Annotated in this window: 13 protein-coding genes, 1 tRNA gene and 1 pseudogene; all 15 read right to left on the bottom strand. The window is 66.5% G+C overall.

Annotated elements, in window-relative coordinates; genetic code table 11:
- Nucleotides 1-103 precede the first annotated feature (103 nt).
- Nucleotides 104-2230 (bottom strand): elongation factor G, encoded by a 2127-nt coding sequence (gene fusA / locus PV963_RS27515; RefSeq protein ID WP_274818433.1) that lies wholly within the window; start codon nt 2228-2230, stop codon nt 104-106.
- 39 nt (nt 2231-2269) lie between these two features.
- Nucleotides 2270-2740: a 30S ribosomal protein S7 gene (gene rpsG, locus PV963_RS27510; protein ID WP_003998848.1), complete on the bottom strand. Its 471-nt coding sequence runs from the start codon at nt 2738-2740 to the stop codon at nt 2270-2272.
- A 2-nt stretch (nt 2741-2742) separates the two neighbouring features.
- Nucleotides 2743-3114: a 30S ribosomal protein S12 gene (gene rpsL, locus PV963_RS27505; protein ID WP_003948652.1), complete on the bottom strand. Its 372-nt coding sequence runs from the start codon at nt 3112-3114 to the stop codon at nt 2743-2745.
- Between the two features lie 337 nt (nt 3115-3451).
- Nucleotides 3452-3982, bottom strand: coding sequence for a DUF1707 and DUF4190 domain-containing protein (locus PV963_RS27500; RefSeq protein WP_274818430.1), 531 nt, complete (start codon nt 3980-3982; stop codon nt 3452-3454).
- Nucleotides 3983-4120: 138 nt separating this feature from the next.
- Nucleotides 4121-8020, bottom strand: coding sequence for a DNA-directed RNA polymerase subunit beta' (locus PV963_RS27495; RefSeq protein ID WP_274818428.1), 3900 nt, complete (start codon nt 8018-8020; stop codon nt 4121-4123).
- Between the two features lie 94 nt (nt 8021-8114).
- Nucleotides 8115-11600 (bottom strand): DNA-directed RNA polymerase subunit beta, encoded by a 3486-nt coding sequence (gene rpoB / locus PV963_RS27490; RefSeq protein WP_274818426.1) that lies wholly within the window; start codon nt 11598-11600, stop codon nt 8115-8117.
- 574 nt (nt 11601-12174) lie between these two features.
- Nucleotides 12175-12564, bottom strand: a complete 390-nt coding sequence (gene rplL / locus PV963_RS27485) for a 50S ribosomal protein L7/L12 (RefSeq protein WP_274818425.1) — start codon at nt 12562-12564, stop codon at nt 12175-12177.
- Between the two features lie 114 nt (nt 12565-12678).
- A complete protein-coding gene (gene rplJ / locus PV963_RS27480) occupies nt 12679-13209 on the bottom strand; it encodes a 50S ribosomal protein L10 (protein WP_274818423.1) in 531 nt (176 codons plus the stop codon).
- Between the two features lie 294 nt (nt 13210-13503).
- Nucleotides 13504-14198: pseudogene (locus PV963_RS27475) on the bottom strand (DUF1396 domain-containing protein).
- 91 nt (nt 14199-14289) lie between these two features.
- Nucleotides 14290-15147 (bottom strand): hypothetical protein, encoded by an 858-nt coding sequence (locus PV963_RS27470; RefSeq protein ID WP_274818421.1) that lies wholly within the window; start codon nt 15145-15147, stop codon nt 14290-14292.
- A gap of 128 nt (nt 15148-15275) precedes the next feature.
- Nucleotides 15276-16001, bottom strand: a complete 726-nt coding sequence (gene rplA, locus PV963_RS27465; protein WP_010036794.1) for a 50S ribosomal protein L1 — start codon at nt 15999-16001, stop codon at nt 15276-15278.
- A 76-nt stretch (nt 16002-16077) separates the two neighbouring features.
- The gene (gene rplK, locus PV963_RS27460; protein WP_006130605.1) at nt 16078-16512 is read right to left on the bottom strand and encodes a 50S ribosomal protein L11; all 435 of its coding nucleotides are present in this window, start codon (nt 16510-16512) and stop codon (nt 16078-16080) included.
- A 163-nt stretch (nt 16513-16675) separates the two neighbouring features.
- Entirely contained in the window at nt 16676-17500 is an 825-nt protein-coding gene (gene nusG / locus PV963_RS27455; RefSeq protein WP_274818417.1) for a transcription termination/antitermination protein NusG, read from the bottom strand.
- Between the two features lie 80 nt (nt 17501-17580).
- Nucleotides 17581-17865 (bottom strand): preprotein translocase subunit SecE, encoded by a 285-nt coding sequence (gene secE / locus PV963_RS27450; protein ID WP_030839741.1) that lies wholly within the window; start codon nt 17863-17865, stop codon nt 17581-17583.
- 108 nt (nt 17866-17973) lie between these two features.
- Nucleotides 17974-18046: transfer RNA gene (locus PV963_RS27445), tRNA-Trp, on the bottom strand.
- Nucleotides 18047-18155: the final 109 nt, after the last annotated feature.

Below are 18155 nucleotides of genomic sequence, written 5' to 3'. Positions count from 1 at the left end.
ATCTTTGCTGGAAAGCCCGGGCCCCGGGGCATTCTCACCATGATTGCGGCGGAATGCCCCTCAAGGCTCCGGAGTCAAGCCTACGGCGTGTAGACGCGGTGCGTTACTCGCCCTTGGCCTTCGCGATGATCTCCTCGGCGACGTTCCGGGGAACCTCGGCGTAGGAGTCGAACTGCATGGAGTAGCTGGCACGGCCGGACGTCTTGCTGCGCAGGTCGCCGACGTAGCCGAACATCTCCGAAAGGGGCACGAGGCCCTTCACGACGCGGGCACCGGCCCGCTCCTCCATGGCCTGGATCTGACCACGGCGGGAGTTGATGTCGCCGATGACCTCACCCATGTAGTCCTCGGGCGTGGTGACCTCGACGGCCATCATCGGCTCGAGCAGCACGGGGCTGGCCTTGCGCGCGGCCTCCTTGAAGGCCTGCGAGCCGGCGATCTTGAACGCGAGCTCGGAGGAGTCGACCTCGTGGTAGGCACCGTCGAGCAGCGTCACGCGGACACCGGTCATCTCGTAACCGGCGAGGATGCCGAACTGCATGGCCTCCTGCGCACCGGCGTCCACCGAAGGAATGTACTCCTTCGGCACACGGCCACCGGTCACCTTGTTGATGAACTCGTAGCTGGCGTCGCCACCCTCGATCGGCTCGACCGCGATGATGACGCGGGCGAACTGGCCGGTACCACCCGTCTGCTTCTTGTGGGTGAACTCGACCTTCTCGACGGCCTTGCGAATGGTCTCGCGGTACGCGACCTGCGGCTTGCCGACGTTGGCCTCGACCTTGAACTCACGGCGCATACGGTCGACCAGCACCTCGAGGTGCAGCTCGCCCATGCCGCCGATGATGGTCTGGCCGGTCTCCTCGTCCGAGTGGACCTGGAAGGACGGGTCCTCCTCGGCCAGGCGCTGGATCGCGACGCCGAGCTTCTCCTGGTCGCCCTTCGACTTGGGCTCGATGGCGACCTGGATGACCGGCGCCGGGAAGTCCATGGACTCCAGGATGACCGGGCTCTTGTCGTCGGACAGCGTCTCACCGGTGGTGGTCTGCTTCAGGCCCATGACGGCGACGATGTCGCCGGCGCCCACCGACTCGATCTCCTCACGCTTGTTCGCGTGCATGCGGTAGATCTTGCCGATGCGCTCCTTCTTGCCCTTCACGGAGTTCAGCACCTGGGTGCCGGAGTGAAGACGGCCGGAGTACACGCGGACGAAGGTGAGCTTGCCGAGGTGCGGGTCGCTCATGATCTTGAACGCGAGCGCGGCGAGGGGCTCGTCGTCCGACGGCTTGCGCGCGATGACCTGCTCGGGGTCCTTGACGTCGTGGCCCTCGATGGCCTCGACGTCGAGCGGGGTGGGCAGGTAGCGCACGACCGCGTCGAGCAGGGGCTGAACGCCCTTGTTCTTGAACGCGGTGCCGCAGAACACGGGGGTGACGGTGGTGCCGCCGCCCTTGCCGGACGCGATGGTGATGCGACGGATCGCGGCGTAGAGCTGCTCCACGGTGGGCTCGGTGCCCTCCAGGTACAGCTCCATCAGCTCTTCGTCGTTCTCGGCGACGGCCTCGAGCAGCTTGCCGCGGTACTCCTCGGCAGCCTCGGCGTGGGTGTCCGGGATGTCGACGGTGTCGTACATCTCGCCCTTGGTCGCCTCGGCCGACCAGACCAGGGCCTTCATCGTCACGAGGTCGATGACGCCCTTGAAGTCCGCCTCCGCACCGATCGGCAGCTGCATGACCAGCGGCTGCGCGCCCAGGCGGTCCGAGATCATGTCCACGCAGCGGTGGAATTCGGCGCCGGTACGGTCCAGCTTGTTGACGAAGCAGATACGCGGCACGCCGTAACGGTCGGCCTGACGCCACACCGTCTCGGACTGCGGCTCGACACCGGCGACACCGTCGAACACCGTCACGGCACCGTCGAGCACACGCAGGGAGCGCTCCACCTCGACGGTGAAGTCGACGTGCCCCGGGGTGTCGATGATGTTGATGGTGTAGTCGTTGTCCTCGAGCGGCCAGTGACAGGTGGTCGCAGCAGACGTGATCGTGATGCCACGCTCCTGCTCCTGCTCCATCCAGTCCATGGTGGCAGCGCCGTCGTGGACCTCACCGATCTTGTACGAAACGCCGGTGTAGAACAGGATCCGCTCGGTGGTGGTCGTCTTGCCCGCGTCGATGTGGGCCATGATCCCGATGTTGCGGACCCTGGCCAGGTCAAGCGAAGTGGTAGCCATAAGGCTTCAGTCTTCTCTCGGTCTCGATGGGGTCTGCGACTACCAGCGGTAGTGCGCGAAGGCCTTGTTGGACTCGGCCATCTTGTGCGTGTCCTCGCGCTTCTTCACAGCGGCACCCAGGCCGTTGCTGGCGTCGAGGAGCTCGTTGAGCAGACGCTCGGTCATGGTCTTCTCACGACGGGCGCGGGAGTAACCGACCAGCCAGCGCAGCGCCAGCGTGTTGGCACGGCCGGGCTTGACCTCGACCGGGACCTGGTAGGTGGCACCACCGACACGGCGGGACTTGACCTCGAGGGTCGGCTTGATGTTTTCGAGAGCGCGCTTCAGCGTGATGACCGGGTCGTTGCCGGTCTTCTCGCGCAGGCCCTCCATGGCGCCGTAGACGATGCGCTCGGCGGTGGAGCGCTTGCCGTTCAGCAGCACCTTGTTGATCAGGGAGGTCACCAGAGGAGAACCGTAGACCGGGTCGATGATGACCGGGCGCTTCGGGGCGGGGCCCTTACGAGGCATTCTTACTTCTCCTTCTTGGCGCCGTAGCGGCTGCGGGCCTGCTTGCGGTTCTTGACACCCTGGGTGTCGAGCGAGCCGCGGATGATCTTGTAGCGAACACCCGGCAGGTCCTTCACACGGCCGCCGCGCACGAGCACGATGGAGTGCTCCTGCAGGTTGTGTCCCTCACCCGGAATGTAAGCGGTGACCTCGATCCCGCTGGTCAGACGCACACGCGCGACCTTACGCAGGGCCGAGTTCGGCTTCTTCGGGGTGGTCGTGAACACACGCGTGCAGACGCCACGACGCTGAGGGGAACCCTCGAGTGCGGGCGTCTTGTTCTTCTCGACCTTGTCCTGCCGGCCCTTGCGGACCAGCTGCTGGATCGTAGGCACTACTTCTCCGGTTTCTGTGTGCCGATGGTGAAGCTAACCTGGAACGTCGCCGACCCACGCGGTCGGGTGTGTCGAATCCCGCGGACTCCCGCCGCCAGGCAGAAATAAGCGCGGATTACGGTGGCCGGTGTCAGCTCGCTGTGCGGTTGATGGCACGCACGAGAGCCAGGGCACACCCCAGGCACAAGGTCTGAGCGTACCTATCGCATTCGCTGCGGTCAAAACAAATGGGTGCCGCCCGCATCGCCATGCGGGACATGTCAAGAGCCCCGGCCGTTGTCGATCTTCAATTCGATGACGGCTGTCCGATTTGAGCATCTTTCTTGCTGCCGGATCGTCACCCGGCCGCGATGGACACCACCGTCAGCAACACCAGGACGAGTGCCCAGCCCACCGTGGACAACCACCCGAGTACGAGACCGGTCAGCGCGAGCCCGTCCCCCAGCTCTCCCCGGCTGCGGATCTCGGCCCGCGCCACGTGCCCCAGCACCACGGCCGGAATCCCGGTCAGCCCCATGGTCGGCACACACAGCAGCCCGCACACGCCGGCCGCCACCGCCTTCCCGTTCGTCTGCGGCCGCGGCACGGGCAGGAACGTCCGCGGCACGGGCACGACGCCGGCAGACTGCGGCACAGGCCCCTGAGGCAGATCGGCGACGAGCACCGCCAGCTCCCCCACGGTCCGCGCCGCATACGCCCGCGCCACCCGCTTCTCGAACTCGTCGTGCTCCATCCGCCCCTCGCCGTACCCGGCTCTGAGCACGTCCACGGCCCGCTCACGGTCGGCATGCGAGGCGAGCATCGACGGGCCACCGGGGCCCTGCCAGGGCTGCCAGGGCTGCCAGGAGGGATAGGGCGGCTGGGACACGTAAGGCACCTCCCCGTACGCCGGAGTCCCTCCATGATGCGCCCTGGCGGCCCTCCTGGCACCGGCGCGTCCCCGCGGACACGCCGAAGGGCGACCACCCCGAGAGGTGACCGCCCTTCAGTGCTTCAGACGTACGCCTTACTGGTTGTACGGACCGTAGTCGTAGTCCTCCAGCGGCACGGCCTGGCCGGAGCCCGTGCCGAACGGCGAGTAGTCGATGTCGTCGTAGCCGACGGCCGAGTACATCGCGGCCTTGGCCTCCTCGGTCGGCTCGACCCGGATGTTGCGGTAGCGGGACAGACCCGTACCGGCCGGGATGAGCTTACCGATGATGACGTTCTCCTTGAGGCCGATGAGGCTGTCGGACTTGGCGTTGATCGCCGCGTCCGTCAGGACTCGGGTCGTCTCCTGGAAGGAGGCGGCCGACAGCCAGGATTCCGTCGCCAGCGAGGCCTTGGTGATACCCATCAGCTGCGGACGACCCGAGGCCGGGTGACCGCCCTCCTGGACCACACGACGGTTCTCGGTCTCGAACTTCGAGCGCTCGACCAGCTCGCCGGGCAGCAGCTCGGCGTCGCCGGACTCGATGATCGTCACACGGCGCAGCATCTGCCGGATGATGATCTCGATGTGCTTGTCGTGGATCGACACACCCTGCGAGTTGTAGACCTTCTGGACCTCGCCGACCAGGTGGACCTGGACGGCACGCTGGCCCAGGATGCGCAGCACGTCGTGCGGGTTGGTGGCACCCACGGTGAGCTTCTGGCCCACCTCGACGTGCTCGCCCTCGCTGACCAGGAGTCGGGCGCGCTTCGAGATCGGGAACGCCGTCTCGTCGCTGCCGTCGTCCGGCGTGATGACCAGCTTCTTGGTCTTCTCGGTCTCCTCGATCCGCACGCGGCCGGAGGCCTCGGAGATCGGGGCGACACCCTTCGGGGTACGGGCCTCGAAGAGCTCGACGACACGCGGCAGACCCTGGGTGATGTCGTCACCGGCCACACCACCGGTGTGGAAGGTACGCATCGTCAGCTGGGTACCGGGCTCACCGATGGACTGGGCGGCGATGATGCCGACCGCCTCACCGATGTCGACCAGCTTGCCGGTGGCCAGCGAACGGCCGTAGCACATCGCGCAGGTGCCGACGGCGGACTCGCAGGTCAGGACCGAGCGGGTCTTGACCTCCTCGACGCCGTGGCGGACCAGCTCGTCGATGAGCACGTCGCCGAGGTCGGTACCGGCCGGGGCGAGCACCTTGCCGTCGACCACGATGTCCTCGGCGAGGCAGCGCGCGTACACGGACGTCTCGACGTCCTCCGCCTTGAGCAGCGTGCCCTCGGCGTTCCGGCTCGCGATCTGCAGACGCAGACCGCGCTCGGTGCCGCAGTCCTCCTCGCGAATGATGACGTCCTGGGAGACGTCGACCAGACGACGGGTGAGGTAACCCGAGTCGGCGGTACGCAGAGCGGTGTCCGCCAGACCCTTACGGGCACCGTGCGTGGAGATGAAGTACTCCAGCACGGACAGGCCCTCACGGAAGGACGCCTTGATGGGACGCGGGATCGTCTCGTTCTTCGCGTTCGACACCAGACCACGCATACCGGCGATCTGACGCATCTGCATCATGTTGCCTCGTGCACCCGAGTTCACCATCATGAAGATCGGGTTGGTCTTCGGGAAGTTGTCGTTCATCGCCTCGGCGACCTCGTTGGTCGCCTTGGTCCAGATCGCGATGAGCTCCTGCGTGCGCTCGTCCTTGGTGATCAGACCGCGCTCGTACTGCTTCTGGACCTTCTCGTCCTGCGCCTCGTAACCCTTGACGATCTCCTTCTTCGCCTCGGGAACGACGACGTCGGAGATGGCCACGGTGACGCCGGAACGGGTCGCCCAGAAGAAGCCGGCCGCCTTCAGGTTGTCGAGCGTCGCCGCCACGATGACCTTCGGGTAGCGCTCGGCGAGGTCGTTGACGATCTCGGAGAGCTGCTTCTTGCCGACCTCGTAGTCGACGAACGGGTAGTCCTCGGGCAGCAGCTCGTTGAAGAGCGCACGGCCCAGGGTGGTGTTCAGCCGGAAGCTGTCACCCTGCTGCCACTCCGGCTCGCCCTCCTCGCGCGCCGGCGGGGTCCAGCCACGCGGCGGGATGGTGCCGACCGGGAAGCGGACGTCGATCCTCGACTGGAGCGACAGCTCGCCCGCGTCGAAGGCCATGATCGCCTCGGCGACCGAGGCGAAGGAACGGCCCTCGCCCTTGAGCTCGCGCATCTCGCCGTCGGTGGTGAGGAAGAACAGACCGAGGACCATGTCCTGGGTCGGCATCGTCACCGGGCGGCCGTCGGCGGGCTTGAGGATGTTGTTCGAGGACAGCATCAGGATGCGGGCCTCGGCCTGCGCCTCCGCGGACAGCGGCAGGTGGACGGCCATCTGGTCACCGTCGAAGTCCGCGTTGAACGCGGTGCAGACGAGCGGGTGGATCTGGATGGCCTTGCCCTCGACCAGCTGCGGCTCGAAGGCCTGGATGCCGAGGCGGTGCAGCGTGGGCGCACGGTTCAGCAGAACCGGGTGCTCCGCGATGACCTCTTCCAGCACGTCGTACACGACCGTGCGGCCGCGCTCGACCATGCGCTTGGCGCTCTTGATGTTCTGCGCGTGGTTCAGGTCGACCAGGCGCTTCATCACGAACGGCTTGAAGAGCTCCAGCGCCATCGCCTTCGGCAGACCGCACTGGTGCAGCTTCAGCTGCGGACCGACGACGATCACGGAACGCGCGGAGTAGTCCACACGCTTACCGAGCAGGTTCTGACGGAAGCGACCCTGCTTACCCTTCAGCATGTCGCTGAGGGACTTCAGCGGGCGGTTACCGGGACCGGTGACCGGGCGACCGCGACGGCCGTTGTCGAACAGCGCGTCGACGGCCTCCTGGAGCATGCGCTTCTCGTTGTTCACGATGATCTCGGGCGCGCCGAGGTCGAGAAGCCGCTTCAGTCGGTTGTTCCGGTTGATCACACGGCGGTACAGGTCGTTCAGGTCGGAGGTCGCGAAGCGGCCACCGTCCAGCTGCACCATCGGACGCAGGTCCGGCGGGATGACCGGCACGCAGTCCAGCACCATGCCCTTGGGGCTGTTGGACGTCTGCAGGAACGCGGAGACGACCTTCAGGCGCTTGAGCGCACGGGTCTTCTTCTGGCCCTTGCCGGTCCGGATGATCTCGCGGAGGCGCTCGGCCTCCTCGTCGAGGTCGAAGGACTCCAGGCGCTTCTGCAGCGCCGCGGCACCCATCGAGCCGTCGAAGTACGTGCCGAAGCGGTCACGCAGCTCGCGGTAGAGCAGCTCGTCGCCCTCCAGGTCCTGGACCTTGAGGTTCTTGAAGCGGTTCCACACCTCGTCGAGCCGGTCGATCTCGCGCTGCGCACGGTCGCGCAGCTGCTTCATCTCACGCTCGGCACCCTCGCGCACCTTGCGGCGCACGTCGGCCTTGGCGCCCTCGGCCTCCAGCTCGGCCAAGTCGGTCTCGAGCTTCTTGGCCCGGGCCTCCAGGTCGGCGTCGCGGCGCTGCTCGATCTGCTGGCGCTCGACGGAGACGTGGGCCTCCAGCGAGGGCAGGTCGCGGGTGCGGCGCTCCTCGTCGACGTACGTGATCATGTACGCCGCGAAGTAGATGACCTTCTCCAGGTCCTTCGGGGCGAGGTCGAGCAGGTAACCCAGCCGCGACGGAACGCCCTTGAAGTACCAGATGTGCGTGACGGGCGCGGCGAGCTCGATGTGGCCCATCCGCTCACGGCGCACCTTGGCGCGCGTGACCTCGACGCCACAGCGCTCACAGATGATGCCCTTGAAGCGGACACGCTTGTACTTGCCGCAGTAGCACTCCCAGTCCCGGGTCGGACCGAAGATCTTCTCGCAGAAGAGTCCGTCCTTTTCGGGCTTGAGCGTGCGGTAGTTGATCGTCTCGGGCTTCTTGACCTCGCCGTGGCTCCACTGACGGATGTCGTCAGCGGTGGCCAGACCGATCCGGAGCTCGTCGAAGAAGTTGACGTCGAGCACTATGCGTCAATCCCTCTCAGGGTTGTAAGTCATGGGGTCTGATACGGGGGTCCTGGGGCCGGCGGCCTTCATGACGAAGGCCGCCGAACTCCCGTCAGACCTCTTCGACGCTGCTCGGCTCACGCCGGGACAGGTCGATGCCAAGCTCCTCCGCAGCGCGGAAGACGTCCTCGTCGGTGTCGCGCATCTCGATGGACATGCCGTCCGAGGACAGCACCTCCACGTTGAGGCACAGGGACTGCATCTCCTTGATGAGCACCTTGAAGGACTCGGGGATGCCGGGCTCGGGGATGTTCTCGCCCTTGACGATGGCCTCGTAGACCTTCACGCGGCCGGTGACGTCGTCGGACTTGATGGTCAGCAGCTCCTGGAGGGCGTACGCGGCGCCGTAAGCCTCCAGCGCCCACACCTCCATCTCACCGAAGCGCTGGCCACCGAACTGGGCCTTACCACCCAGCGGCTGCTGGGTGATCATCGAGTACGGACCGGTCGAACGGGCGTGCAGCTTGTCGTCGACCAGGTGGTGCAGCTTGAGGATGTACATGTAGCCGACCGAGATCGGCTCCGGGAACGGCTCACCGGAGCGGCCGTCGAACAGCCGCGCCTTGCCGGACGGGAGCACCATGCGCTCGCCGTCGCGGTTCGGGATGGTGTGCTCCAGCAGACCGGCCAGCTCGTCCTCGCGCGCACCGTCGAAGACCGGCGTCGCGACGTTGGTCCGCGGCGGGACCTGGTCGGCGTCGATGGCCTGCAGGCGCTGCGCCCAGTCGTCCGCCAGGCCGGAGACGTCCCAGCCCTGGCTGGCGAGCCAGCCGAGGTGGATCTCCAGGACCTGTCCCGGGTTCATTCGGGACGGGACACCCAGCGGGTTGAGGATGATGTCGACCGGGGTGCCGTCCTCCAGGAACGGCATGTCCTCGATCGGCAGGATCTTGGAGATGACGCCCTTGTTGCCGTGGCGGCCGGCGAGCTTGTCACCGTCGGTGATCTTGCGCTTCTGCGCGACGTAGACGCGCACCAGCTGGTTCACACCGGGGGGAAGCTCGTCGCCCTCCTCGCGGTCGAAGACGCGCACACCGATGACCTTGCCGGTCTCGCCGTGCGGCACCTTCAGCGAGGTGTCACGGACCTCACGGGCCTTCTCACCGAAGATCGCGCGCAGCAGGCGCTCCTCCGGCGTCAGCTCGGTCTCACCCTTGGGCGTGACCTTGCCGACGAGGATGTCACCGGCGATGACCTCGGCACCGATGCGGATGATGCCGCGCTCGTCGAGGTCGGCGAGGACCTCCTCGGAGACGTTCGGGATGTCCCGGGTGATCTCCTCGGGGCCGAGCTTGGTGTCACGGGCGTCGACCTCGTGCTCCTCGATGTGGATCGAGGAGAGGACGTCGTCCTGCACGAGGCGCTGCGACAGGATGATCGCGTCCTCGTAGTTGTGACCCTCCCACGGCATGAACGCCACGAGCAGGTTCTTGCCCAGCGCCATCTCGCCCCGCTGGGTGGCCGGACCGTCGGCCAGGACCTGGCCCTCGATGATCCGGTCGCCCTCGGCGACGATGACCTTCTGGTTGACCGAGGTGCCCTGGTTGGAACGGGCGAACTTGGCCAGGCGGTACGTGATGTACGTGCCGTCGTCGTTGGCGGTGGTGATGTAGTCCGCGGAGACCTCCTGGACCACACCGGCCTTCTCGGCCTTGACCACGTCGCCGGCGTCGACCGCGGAGCGGTACTCCATGCCGGTGCCGACGAGCGGGGACTCCGCCTGGATCAGCGGAACGGCCTGGCGCATCATGTTCGCGCCCATGAGGGCACGGTTGGCGTCGTCGTGCTCCAGGAAGGGGATCATGGCGGTCGCGACCGACACCATCTGGCGCGGCGAGACGTCCATGTAGTCCACGTCCTCGCCACCGACGTAGTCGACCTCGCCGCCCTTACGGCGGACCAGCACGCGGGCCTCGGCGAAGCGGAGCTCGTCCGTCAGCGGCGCGTTGGCCTGCGCGATGACGAAGCGGTCCTCCTCGTCGGCCGTGAGGTAGTCGACCTGGTCGGTGACCTGGCCCTCGAACACCTTGCGGTACGGGGTCTCGACAAAACCGAACGCGTTCACGCGGCCGTAGGTGGCGAGCGAGCCGATCAGACCGATGTTCGGGCCTTCAGGGGTCTCGATCGGGCACATGCGGCCGTAGTGCGAGGGGTGCACGTCACGGACCTCGAAGCCGGCCCGCTCACGGGACAGACCACCCGGGCCGAGCGCGGACAGACGCCGCTTGTGCGTCAGACCCGACAGCGGGTTGTTCTGGTCCATGAACTGGGACAGCTGGCTGGTGCCGAAGAACTCCTTGATGGAGGCGACGACCGGCCGGATGTTGATCAGGGTCTGCGGCGTGATCGCCTCGACGTCCTGGGTCGTCATCCGCTCGCGGACGACACGCTCCATACGCGCCAGACCCGTACGGACCTGGTTCTGGATGAGCTCGCCGACGCTGCGCAGGCGGCGGTTGCCGAAGTGGTCGATGTCGTCGGTCTCGACGACCACGGAGGTGCCGTTGTCACCGACCGTCTCGGTCTCGCCGGCGTGCAGCTTCACCAGGTACTTGATCGTCGCGATGATGTCCTCGACGGTCAGGATCCCGGCGTCCAGCGGGGTGTCCGTGCCCAGCTTCTTGTTGACCTTGTAGCGGCCGACCTTGGCCAGGTCGTAGCGCTTGGGGTTGAAGTAGAGGTTCTCGAGCAGCGTCTGCGCGGCCTCACGCGTCGGGGGCTCGCCCGGGCGCAGCTTGCGGTAGATGTCGAGCAGCGCGTCGTCCTGGCCCTGGGTGTGGTCCTTCTCCAAGGTGGCGCGCATGGACTCGTACTCGCCGAACTCCTCGAGGATCTGCTCGGTGGTCCAGCCGAGCGCCTTGAGCAGGACGGTGACGGACTGCTTGCGCTTGCGGTCGATGCGGACACCGACCATGTCGCGCTTGTCGATCTCCATCTCCAGCCAGGCACCCCGGGACGGGATGATCTTGGCGGAGAAGATGTCCTTGTCGGACGTCTTGTCGATGGAGGAGTCGAAGTAGACACCCGGCGAGCGGACGAGCTGCGACACCACGACACGCTCGGTGCCGTTGATGACGAAGGTGCCCTTGTTCGTCATGAGCGGGAAGTCACCCATGAAGACCGTCTGGGACTTGATCTCGCCGGTCTCGTTGTTCGTGAACTCGGCGGTGACGAAGAGCGGGGCCGCGTACGTGAAGTCGCGCTCCTTGCACTCGTCGATCGAGTTCTTCGGCGGCTCGAAGCGGTGGTCGCGGAAGGTCAGCGACATCGACCCGCTGAAGTCCTCGATCGGGGAGATCTCCTCGAAGATCTCCTCGAGCCCGGACTTGGTGGGGACGTCCTGACCGTTCTCGAGAGCCTCCTCGACCCGACTCTGCCAGGCGGTGTTGCCGAGCAGCCAGTCGAAGCTCTCGGTCTGCAGCGCGAGCAGGTTCGGAACCTCGAGAGGCTCCTTGATCTTTGCAAAAGAGATGCGCAGCGGGGCAGTGCTGGCGGCGTTGTTCGTATTCGCGGTCGAGGCGTTGCGCGAGGCGGCCAAGAGGGGGTCCTTCCGAGGGCTCGGACTCACTACGCGCGTACCGGCCCCTCTCCCGTACACAGAGACAAGCTATGTCGGTCCGGCCGAAAAGCCAGGTCAGACAGGTCTTGTCGTCGATGCTCGGGCGAGGGCAGACCCCTGGTGACGGGCAGGGGACAGCTAACAGGCAGCGCAAAGGGTCAGTGTAGCCACCCGGCACACTGATGTCCAGTGCGGGTTCTGAAACCCGTGTTCACCCTCGTTGTTCCACTCCTGCGACAAGGCGCTGCCCTCAACGCACGTTGATACTGCCCTCTTCGTCGCCGATCCATACCTCGGATTCGGATCCTTGTGACGACGCGTCCTGAGAATTGCGCGCTGCGTGCGGTTCGTCAAGGCCCCCCTGCCCGAACCGGGGCCCGCCCAGAGACACGACGAAGATCACCATACCCCCCGCCACAGAGGGTGCAAGGCAACCGTGGCCGGACCCCGGAAACGCCGAAGAGCGACCACCCGGATGGATGATCGCTCTCGAGCGCTTACGCGTTACACGCCCAGTGGGACGCGTCGTGGATCCTGGCGGATCCGGGAGGTCTTACTTGACCTCGACGGAGGCACCGGCGCCCTCGAGGGACTCCTTGGCCTTGTCGGCGGCCTCCTTGTTGACCTTCTCCAGAACCGGCTTCGGCGCACCGTCGACCAGGTCCTTGGCCTCCTTCAGGCCCAGGGAGGTCAGCTCACGCACGACCTTGATGACCTGGATCTTCTTGTCGCCGGCACCCGTGAGGATGACGTCGAACTCGTCCTTCTCCTCCGGGGCCTCGGCACCGGCGGCGGCACCGGCGCCACCGGCCATGACGACCGGGGCGGCCGCGGCGGCGGTGACGTCGAACTTCTCCTCGAACGCCTTCACGAACTCGGAGAGCTCGATGAGGGTCATCTCCTCGAACTGCGCGAGCAGGTCTTCCTGGCTGAGCTTCGCCATGATGGCGGTCCTTCCACTAATTCGGCAGGTGCCGGATGTACATGTGAGGCGGGCGTACGTCTGGCCCGCTACGGCCTCCGCGTTCAGGCAGCGGCGGCCGGGATGCGAGCCGAGTTACTCGGCACCGCCCTGCTCGTCCTGCTTGGCACGGAGCGCGTCCACGGTGCGGACGAGCTTCGACGGCAGCGCCTGGAAGACAGAGGCAGCCTGGGACTGCTTGCCCTTCATGGCACCGGCCAGCTTGGAGAGCAGAACCTCGCGGGACTCGAGGTCCGCAAGCTTCTTGATCTCATCGGCGGACAACGCCTTGCCGTCAAGGACGCCGCCCTTGATGACGAGATTCGGGTTGTCCTTGGCGAAGTCACGCAGACCCTTCGCCGCCTCGACCGGGTCACCGGTCACGAAGGCGACGGCCGACGAACCCGTGAAGAGGTCGTCGATCGAGGTGATCCCGGCCTCATTGGCCGCAATCTTGGTCAGGGTGTTCTTCGCCACACGGTAGTTAGCGTTCTCACCGAGTGAACGACGCAGCTGCTGGAGCTGCGAGACGGTGAGACCGGTGTACGCGGTGACGACGGCGCCGTTCGAGTTGCGGAACTTGTCCCGCATCTCCTCGACGGCATCGACCTTGTCAGGCCTCGCCATGAGCCTCGGCCTCCTTCCGGGTGATTCGGACCGCGCGGACCCGAAGGAGGACTGGGGAAAACGAAACGCCCCGGCGCAGGCGCACGGGGCGTAGCTCGACCGGTTGCACGCACGCACGGGGCGGCGGACTCCGGGAGCTTCTCCAAGTGTCACCTGCGCGGGTCGTCCGCCGTTCAGCGGATCCTTCGGCCACCGCACCCTCATTCGAGCGCGCGGTAACGACCAGCGGTCTTTGGCTTCTGTAGGAGGGTACGGGAACGGATCGCTGTCAAGCAAATCCGCCCGTACGACGGATCAGCTCGCGTCGAGCTCCTTGAACAGCTCGGCGAGGTCGGCGACGTCCTTGGCCGGCGGGGCCGTGACGTTCACCGGCTTGTTGTAGTCGAGGAAGGTGATGGTCATGTCGAGCGGGCCCTTGTCGGCCTGGCCCTTCATCCGGAACTGCTTGGTGCGGTCGTCGCCGTCGATCCACGTGTCCATCGTGAACTTCTCGACGCCCATTTTCTCGTACTGCTTGATGCTCTTCTCGCGGTTTTTGCGGATGCTCGCGTCCTTGCCCTTCAGGGAGGCGCGGAGCTCGGCGAGGGTGAACGTGCCCGTGTAGTGGGTCGTCTCAACGCCCTCGACCTTCTCGGTGCCCACCTTCTTCACGTCGTTGGCGCTCGTGAGGAAGGTGGACTCCGCCGCCGGGTTCTGCTCGGCCTGGCTCGTGGACCCCGGCTGGTCCAGCTCCTTGCCGGCGTCGGAGCCGGACAGGTCGAGGCGATCGTGGGCTTCAGGCGCATCGACGCCTCGCCCTTGACCTTGCCGGACTCCGGCGACGCACCGCTCATGCGGTACCGGACGGACGTGATGGCCTCCGTGTTCTTCGCCGCCTTGGCGACGGCGGCCGCGGGCGTCATCTCCGGCGACTGCTCGGAACCGCAGCCGACCGCACCGGCGGCGAGAAGCAGAGCGCCCAGCCCGGCGACAGGTATGGATGTCCTCATTGATTCCCCCAAGGAATACACGCTTGCTGAACAGCAAGGCCGTGGGCGTATCCCAGAGGGGCACAAGTGATCTATGCGAATTCAGGGGTCCTCAGGACGTACCGGCCTTCTTCCGCATCAGGTCCTCGAAGTCCCCGGTGTCGGACAACGGGGGCCGCTCGGCCCGGACCCGCACGCCGTAGTCGCGGTAGTGCGCGGTCTGGGTCATCAGGCCTGTGGTCATCCGCGCCTTCTCCACCTTCTTGACCAGCAGGTTCCGCTCGTCGATCCAGATGTCGACGGTCTCGGTGGTGACACCGGCCTCGGTGAGCTGCTTCTTCAGGGCGGCGTCGGTGACGTCCGCGGCGGTCACGGTGCCGGAGTAGTGCGTGGCGGGACGGCCGCGCACGGACTCCTCGCCGACCTTTCTGACGTCCCCGGAGGCCAGCAGGAGCTTCACGGACTGGTTCGGCGTGGTGGTGCGCATCTGGTCGCCGAGGTGGGCGCCGGAGCCCCCGGCGAGGGCTTCCAGGTCCTCGTAGGCGTACCGGATCCAGTGCTTGCCGCCGGCCTGCCGGGCGAACTTCTCGCCCATGCGCGCGTAGTAGGCGTCGGGCAGGTAGCGGGCCTCCATGGAGGTGCTGCCGAGCCGGCGCATGGTGTCGGCCAGGGTGCCGCCGGTGTACGTGATGGTCAGGGTGCCGGTGATGCCGTCACGCCAGCCGAGGGTGCCGTCGGCCGTCATGGACATCAGCGAGCCCATGGTCGTCGTGGACTCCACCCGGGCGGACTCGGCCCGCTGGGTGGCGCGCTCGGCGGAGCGCAGGGCCGCGACGGACCTGCCGTGCGCGGCGCGGTCGTCCTTGCCGGGGCGGCCGGAGGAGTCCGGGGAGGTGCAGGCGGCCACCCCCGTCAGCGCGGTCGCCACCGCGAGCCCCAGGCCCACGCGGCGCACGGTCGTGCCCTGCATACGTCCCCCCGTTCCCATCCGGTTCCCGCACGTTAACCCAGGCCACCGGCGTACGTACCGGAAAAGGGAACGGGCCCCGCACCTGTGAGAGGTGCGGGGCCCGTGACCGGTTGGGTGAGCCGTCAGGCTCAGACCGCGGCCGGGTCCTCCTCGACGAGGAGGTTGCGGGTGCGGTTCGGGTCGACCGGAATGCCGGGGCCCATCGTGGTGGTGATGGCGGCCTTCTTGATGTACCGGCCCTTGGCGGCGGACGGCTTCAGGCGGAGGATCTCCTCCAGCGCGGCGCCGTAGTTCTCCACCAGCTTGGTGTCGTCGAAGGACGACTTGCCGATGATGAAGTGCAGGTTCGCGTGCTTGTCGACACGGAACTCGATCTTGCCGCCCTTGATCTCGGTGACGGCCTTGGCGACGTCGGGGGTGACGGTGCCGGTCTTCGGGTTCGGCATCAGACCACGCGGACCGAGCACGCGGCCGAGGCGGCCGACCTTGCCCATGAGGTCCGGGGTGGCGACGACGGCGTCGAAGTCCAGACGGCCCTTCGACACCTCGTCGATCAGCTCGTCGGCGCCGACGATGTCGGCGCCCGCGGCACGCGCGGCCTCGGCACGGTCGCCGGTCGCGAAGACCAGGACCCGGGCGGTCTTACCGGTGCCGTGCGGGAGGTTCACGGTGCCACGGACCATCTGGTCGGCCTTGCGCGGGTCGACACCCAGACGGAAGGCGACCTCGACGGTGCCGTCGAACTTGGTCGTGGAGGTCTCCTTGGCGAGACGGACGGCCTCGAGCGGGGCGTACAGCTTCTCCCGGTCGATCTTGGCGTCCGCAGCGCGAAGGGACTTGCTGCGCTTGCTCACTACTGCTCCTGTGGATTCTTAGGAGTCGTGGTCCGGGCCGAGCAGGCCCTGCCACTTCTGCTGATGGGGTTGGGGCTCAGCCCTCGACCGTGACGCCCATGGAACGGGCGGTGCCGGCGATGATCTTCTCGGCGGCGTCCAGGTCGTTGGCGTTGAGGTCGGGCATCTTGGTGGTGGCGATCTCGCGGACCTGGTCACGCGTGATCTTCGCGACCTTGGTCTTGTGCGGCTCGCCGGAGCCCTTCTCCACGCCCGCGGCCTTGAGGATCATCTTCGCGGCCGGCGGGGTCTTGGTGATGAAGGTGAAGGAACGGTCCTCGTAGACCGTGATCTCCACCGGGATCACCCAGCCACGCTGCGACTCGGTCGCGGCGTTGTAGGCCTTGCAGAACTCCATGATGTTGACGCCGTGCTGGCCCAGCGCGGGGCCGACCGGCGGGGCCGGGTTGGCGGCACCGGCCTGGATCTGGAGCTTGATGAGCCCCGTGACCTTCTTCTTCTTGGGAGGCATGTGCTCTCTCCGGGTCCTAGTGAGAGTTTTCCACCGTCCAATCCGGATCATCCGGATGGAGGCATACCGCACAACGATAACGGGTATCCATGTGCGGCCAAAAACCGAGCAGGTCAGGCAGACTCCAGGAGCCCGTCTGACCTGCTCGGAAGTCGAGGTGTTGCTAGTTCTTCTGGATCTGGTCGAAGGAGAGCTCGACCGGCGTCTCGCGGCCGAAGATCTCCACGAGGCCCTTGACCTTCTTCGAGTCCGGGTTGATCTCGTTGATGGTCGCCTGGAGCGTGGCGAACGGGCCGTCGGTGACGGTGACCGAGTCGCCGACCTCGAAGTCCAGCACCTGGACCTCGACCTTGCGCTGCGGAGCCGGCTTGCCCTCGGCCTCGGCGGCCTCGCGGGCGGCCTTCTCCTCGGCCTCGGGGGCGAGCATCTTGACGATCTCGTCCAGCGTCAGCGGGTACGGGTCGTAGGCGTTGCCCACGAAGCCGGTGACACCGGGGGTGTTGCGGACGACACCCCAGGACTCGTTCGTCAGGTCCATGCGGACGAGGACGTAGCCCGGGAGCTTGTTCTGCTTGATCGTCTTGCGGTCGCCGTTCTTGATCTGGACGACCTCTTCCTGCGGCACCTCGGCCTGGAAGATGTAGTCCTCGACGTTCAGCGAGACGGCGCGCTGCTCCAGGTTGGTCTTCACGCGGTTCTCGTAGCCGGCGTAGGTGTGGATGACGTACCACTCGCCGGGCAGGACCCGCAGTTCCTCGCGGAGCTTCTCGATCGGGTCGCGGTCGTCCTCGGGCTCTTCCTCGGACTCTTCCGCGGCCTCTGCACCGGCTTCGGTCTCCGCCTCGGCGGCGTCGTCCGCGACGGCGTCGGCAGCCTCGACCTCGGCGGAGGCCTCGGTGTCCTCGCTGTCCGCGCCCTCGACGGCGTCGAGCTCGTCCTCGACGGACTCGACAGGCTCGATGGCGTCGTTCACGTTCGGGTCAGACACGGTGGCTGCTTCTTCCTGGATACATAGGGGTGGAACATGCGAAAGGAGCGCCGGGTACCTCGGCGCTCTTCGCTGGCGGCTCAGCCGAACACGTACTTGGCGGCGTTGCTGAGTCCATAGTCAATCACGGTGACCAGGCCGATCATGATGACCACGAAGATGATCACCACGGTCGTGTACGTCGTGAGCTGGTTGCGGGTCGGCCAGACGACCTTGCGCAGCTCCGCGACGATCTGGCGGTAGAAGAGGGCAAGCCGCTTCAGCGGGCCCTTCTTGCCGCGCTTGCCGCCCTTGCGGGTCTTCTTGGACTCCGGCGCCTCGTCCTGGGCATCAGGCATGTCGATGGAGCCCACGGCGTCCGTCACTCGTCCTCACCTGATTCCGGGTCGTGGCCGTGCCGCGCCCGGTCTGAGCCGCACGGCGGTGCATTGCTGTACGTACATGCGCACACATCCTGGCGAAGGTGTGTGTAGCAGGGCCGGAGGGACTTGAACCCCCAACCGCTGGTTTTGGAGACCAGTGCTCTACCAATTGAGCTACGACCCTTTGTGTGTCCCCCAACGTACCGCATCCGTCCGGATGCCTGGTGTGCACCGAACGGGCGCGGCCTGGTGAAGGCCAACGAGGTGAGAGTGTACGTGGTCTGCGGCCGGTC

The sequence above is a fragment of the Streptomyces coeruleorubidus genome (assembly GCF_028885415.1).
Taxonomy (GTDB): domain Bacteria; phylum Actinomycetota; class Actinomycetes; order Streptomycetales; family Streptomycetaceae; genus Streptomyces; species Streptomyces coeruleorubidus_A.
This window is presented reverse-complemented; position numbering and strand designations above follow the sequence as displayed.

What these genes read in the sequence shown, in the direction of transcription:
- rplL (WP_274818425.1), bottom strand. Translation starts at nt 12,564, where the DNA reads ATGGCGAAGCTCAGCCAGGAAGACCTGCTCGCGCAGTTCGAGGAGATG.
- fusA (WP_274818433.1), bottom strand. Translation starts at nt 2,230, where the DNA reads ATGGCTACCACTTCGCTTGACCTGGCCAGGGTCCGCAACATCGGGATC.
- rpsG (WP_003998848.1), bottom strand. Translation starts at nt 2,740, where the DNA reads ATGCCTCGTAAGGGCCCCGCCCCGAAGCGCCCGGTCATCATCGACCCG.
- rplJ (WP_274818423.1), bottom strand. Translation starts at nt 13,209, where the DNA reads ATGGCGAGGCCTGACAAGGTCGATGCCGTCGAGGAGATGCGGGACAAG.
- PV963_RS27470 (WP_274818421.1), bottom strand. Translation starts at nt 15,147, where the DNA reads ATGCAGGGCACGACCGTGCGCCGCGTGGGCCTGGGGCTCGCGGTGGCG.
- rplK (WP_006130605.1), bottom strand. Translation starts at nt 16,512, where the DNA reads ATGCCTCCCAAGAAGAAGAAGGTCACGGGGCTCATCAAGCTCCAGATC.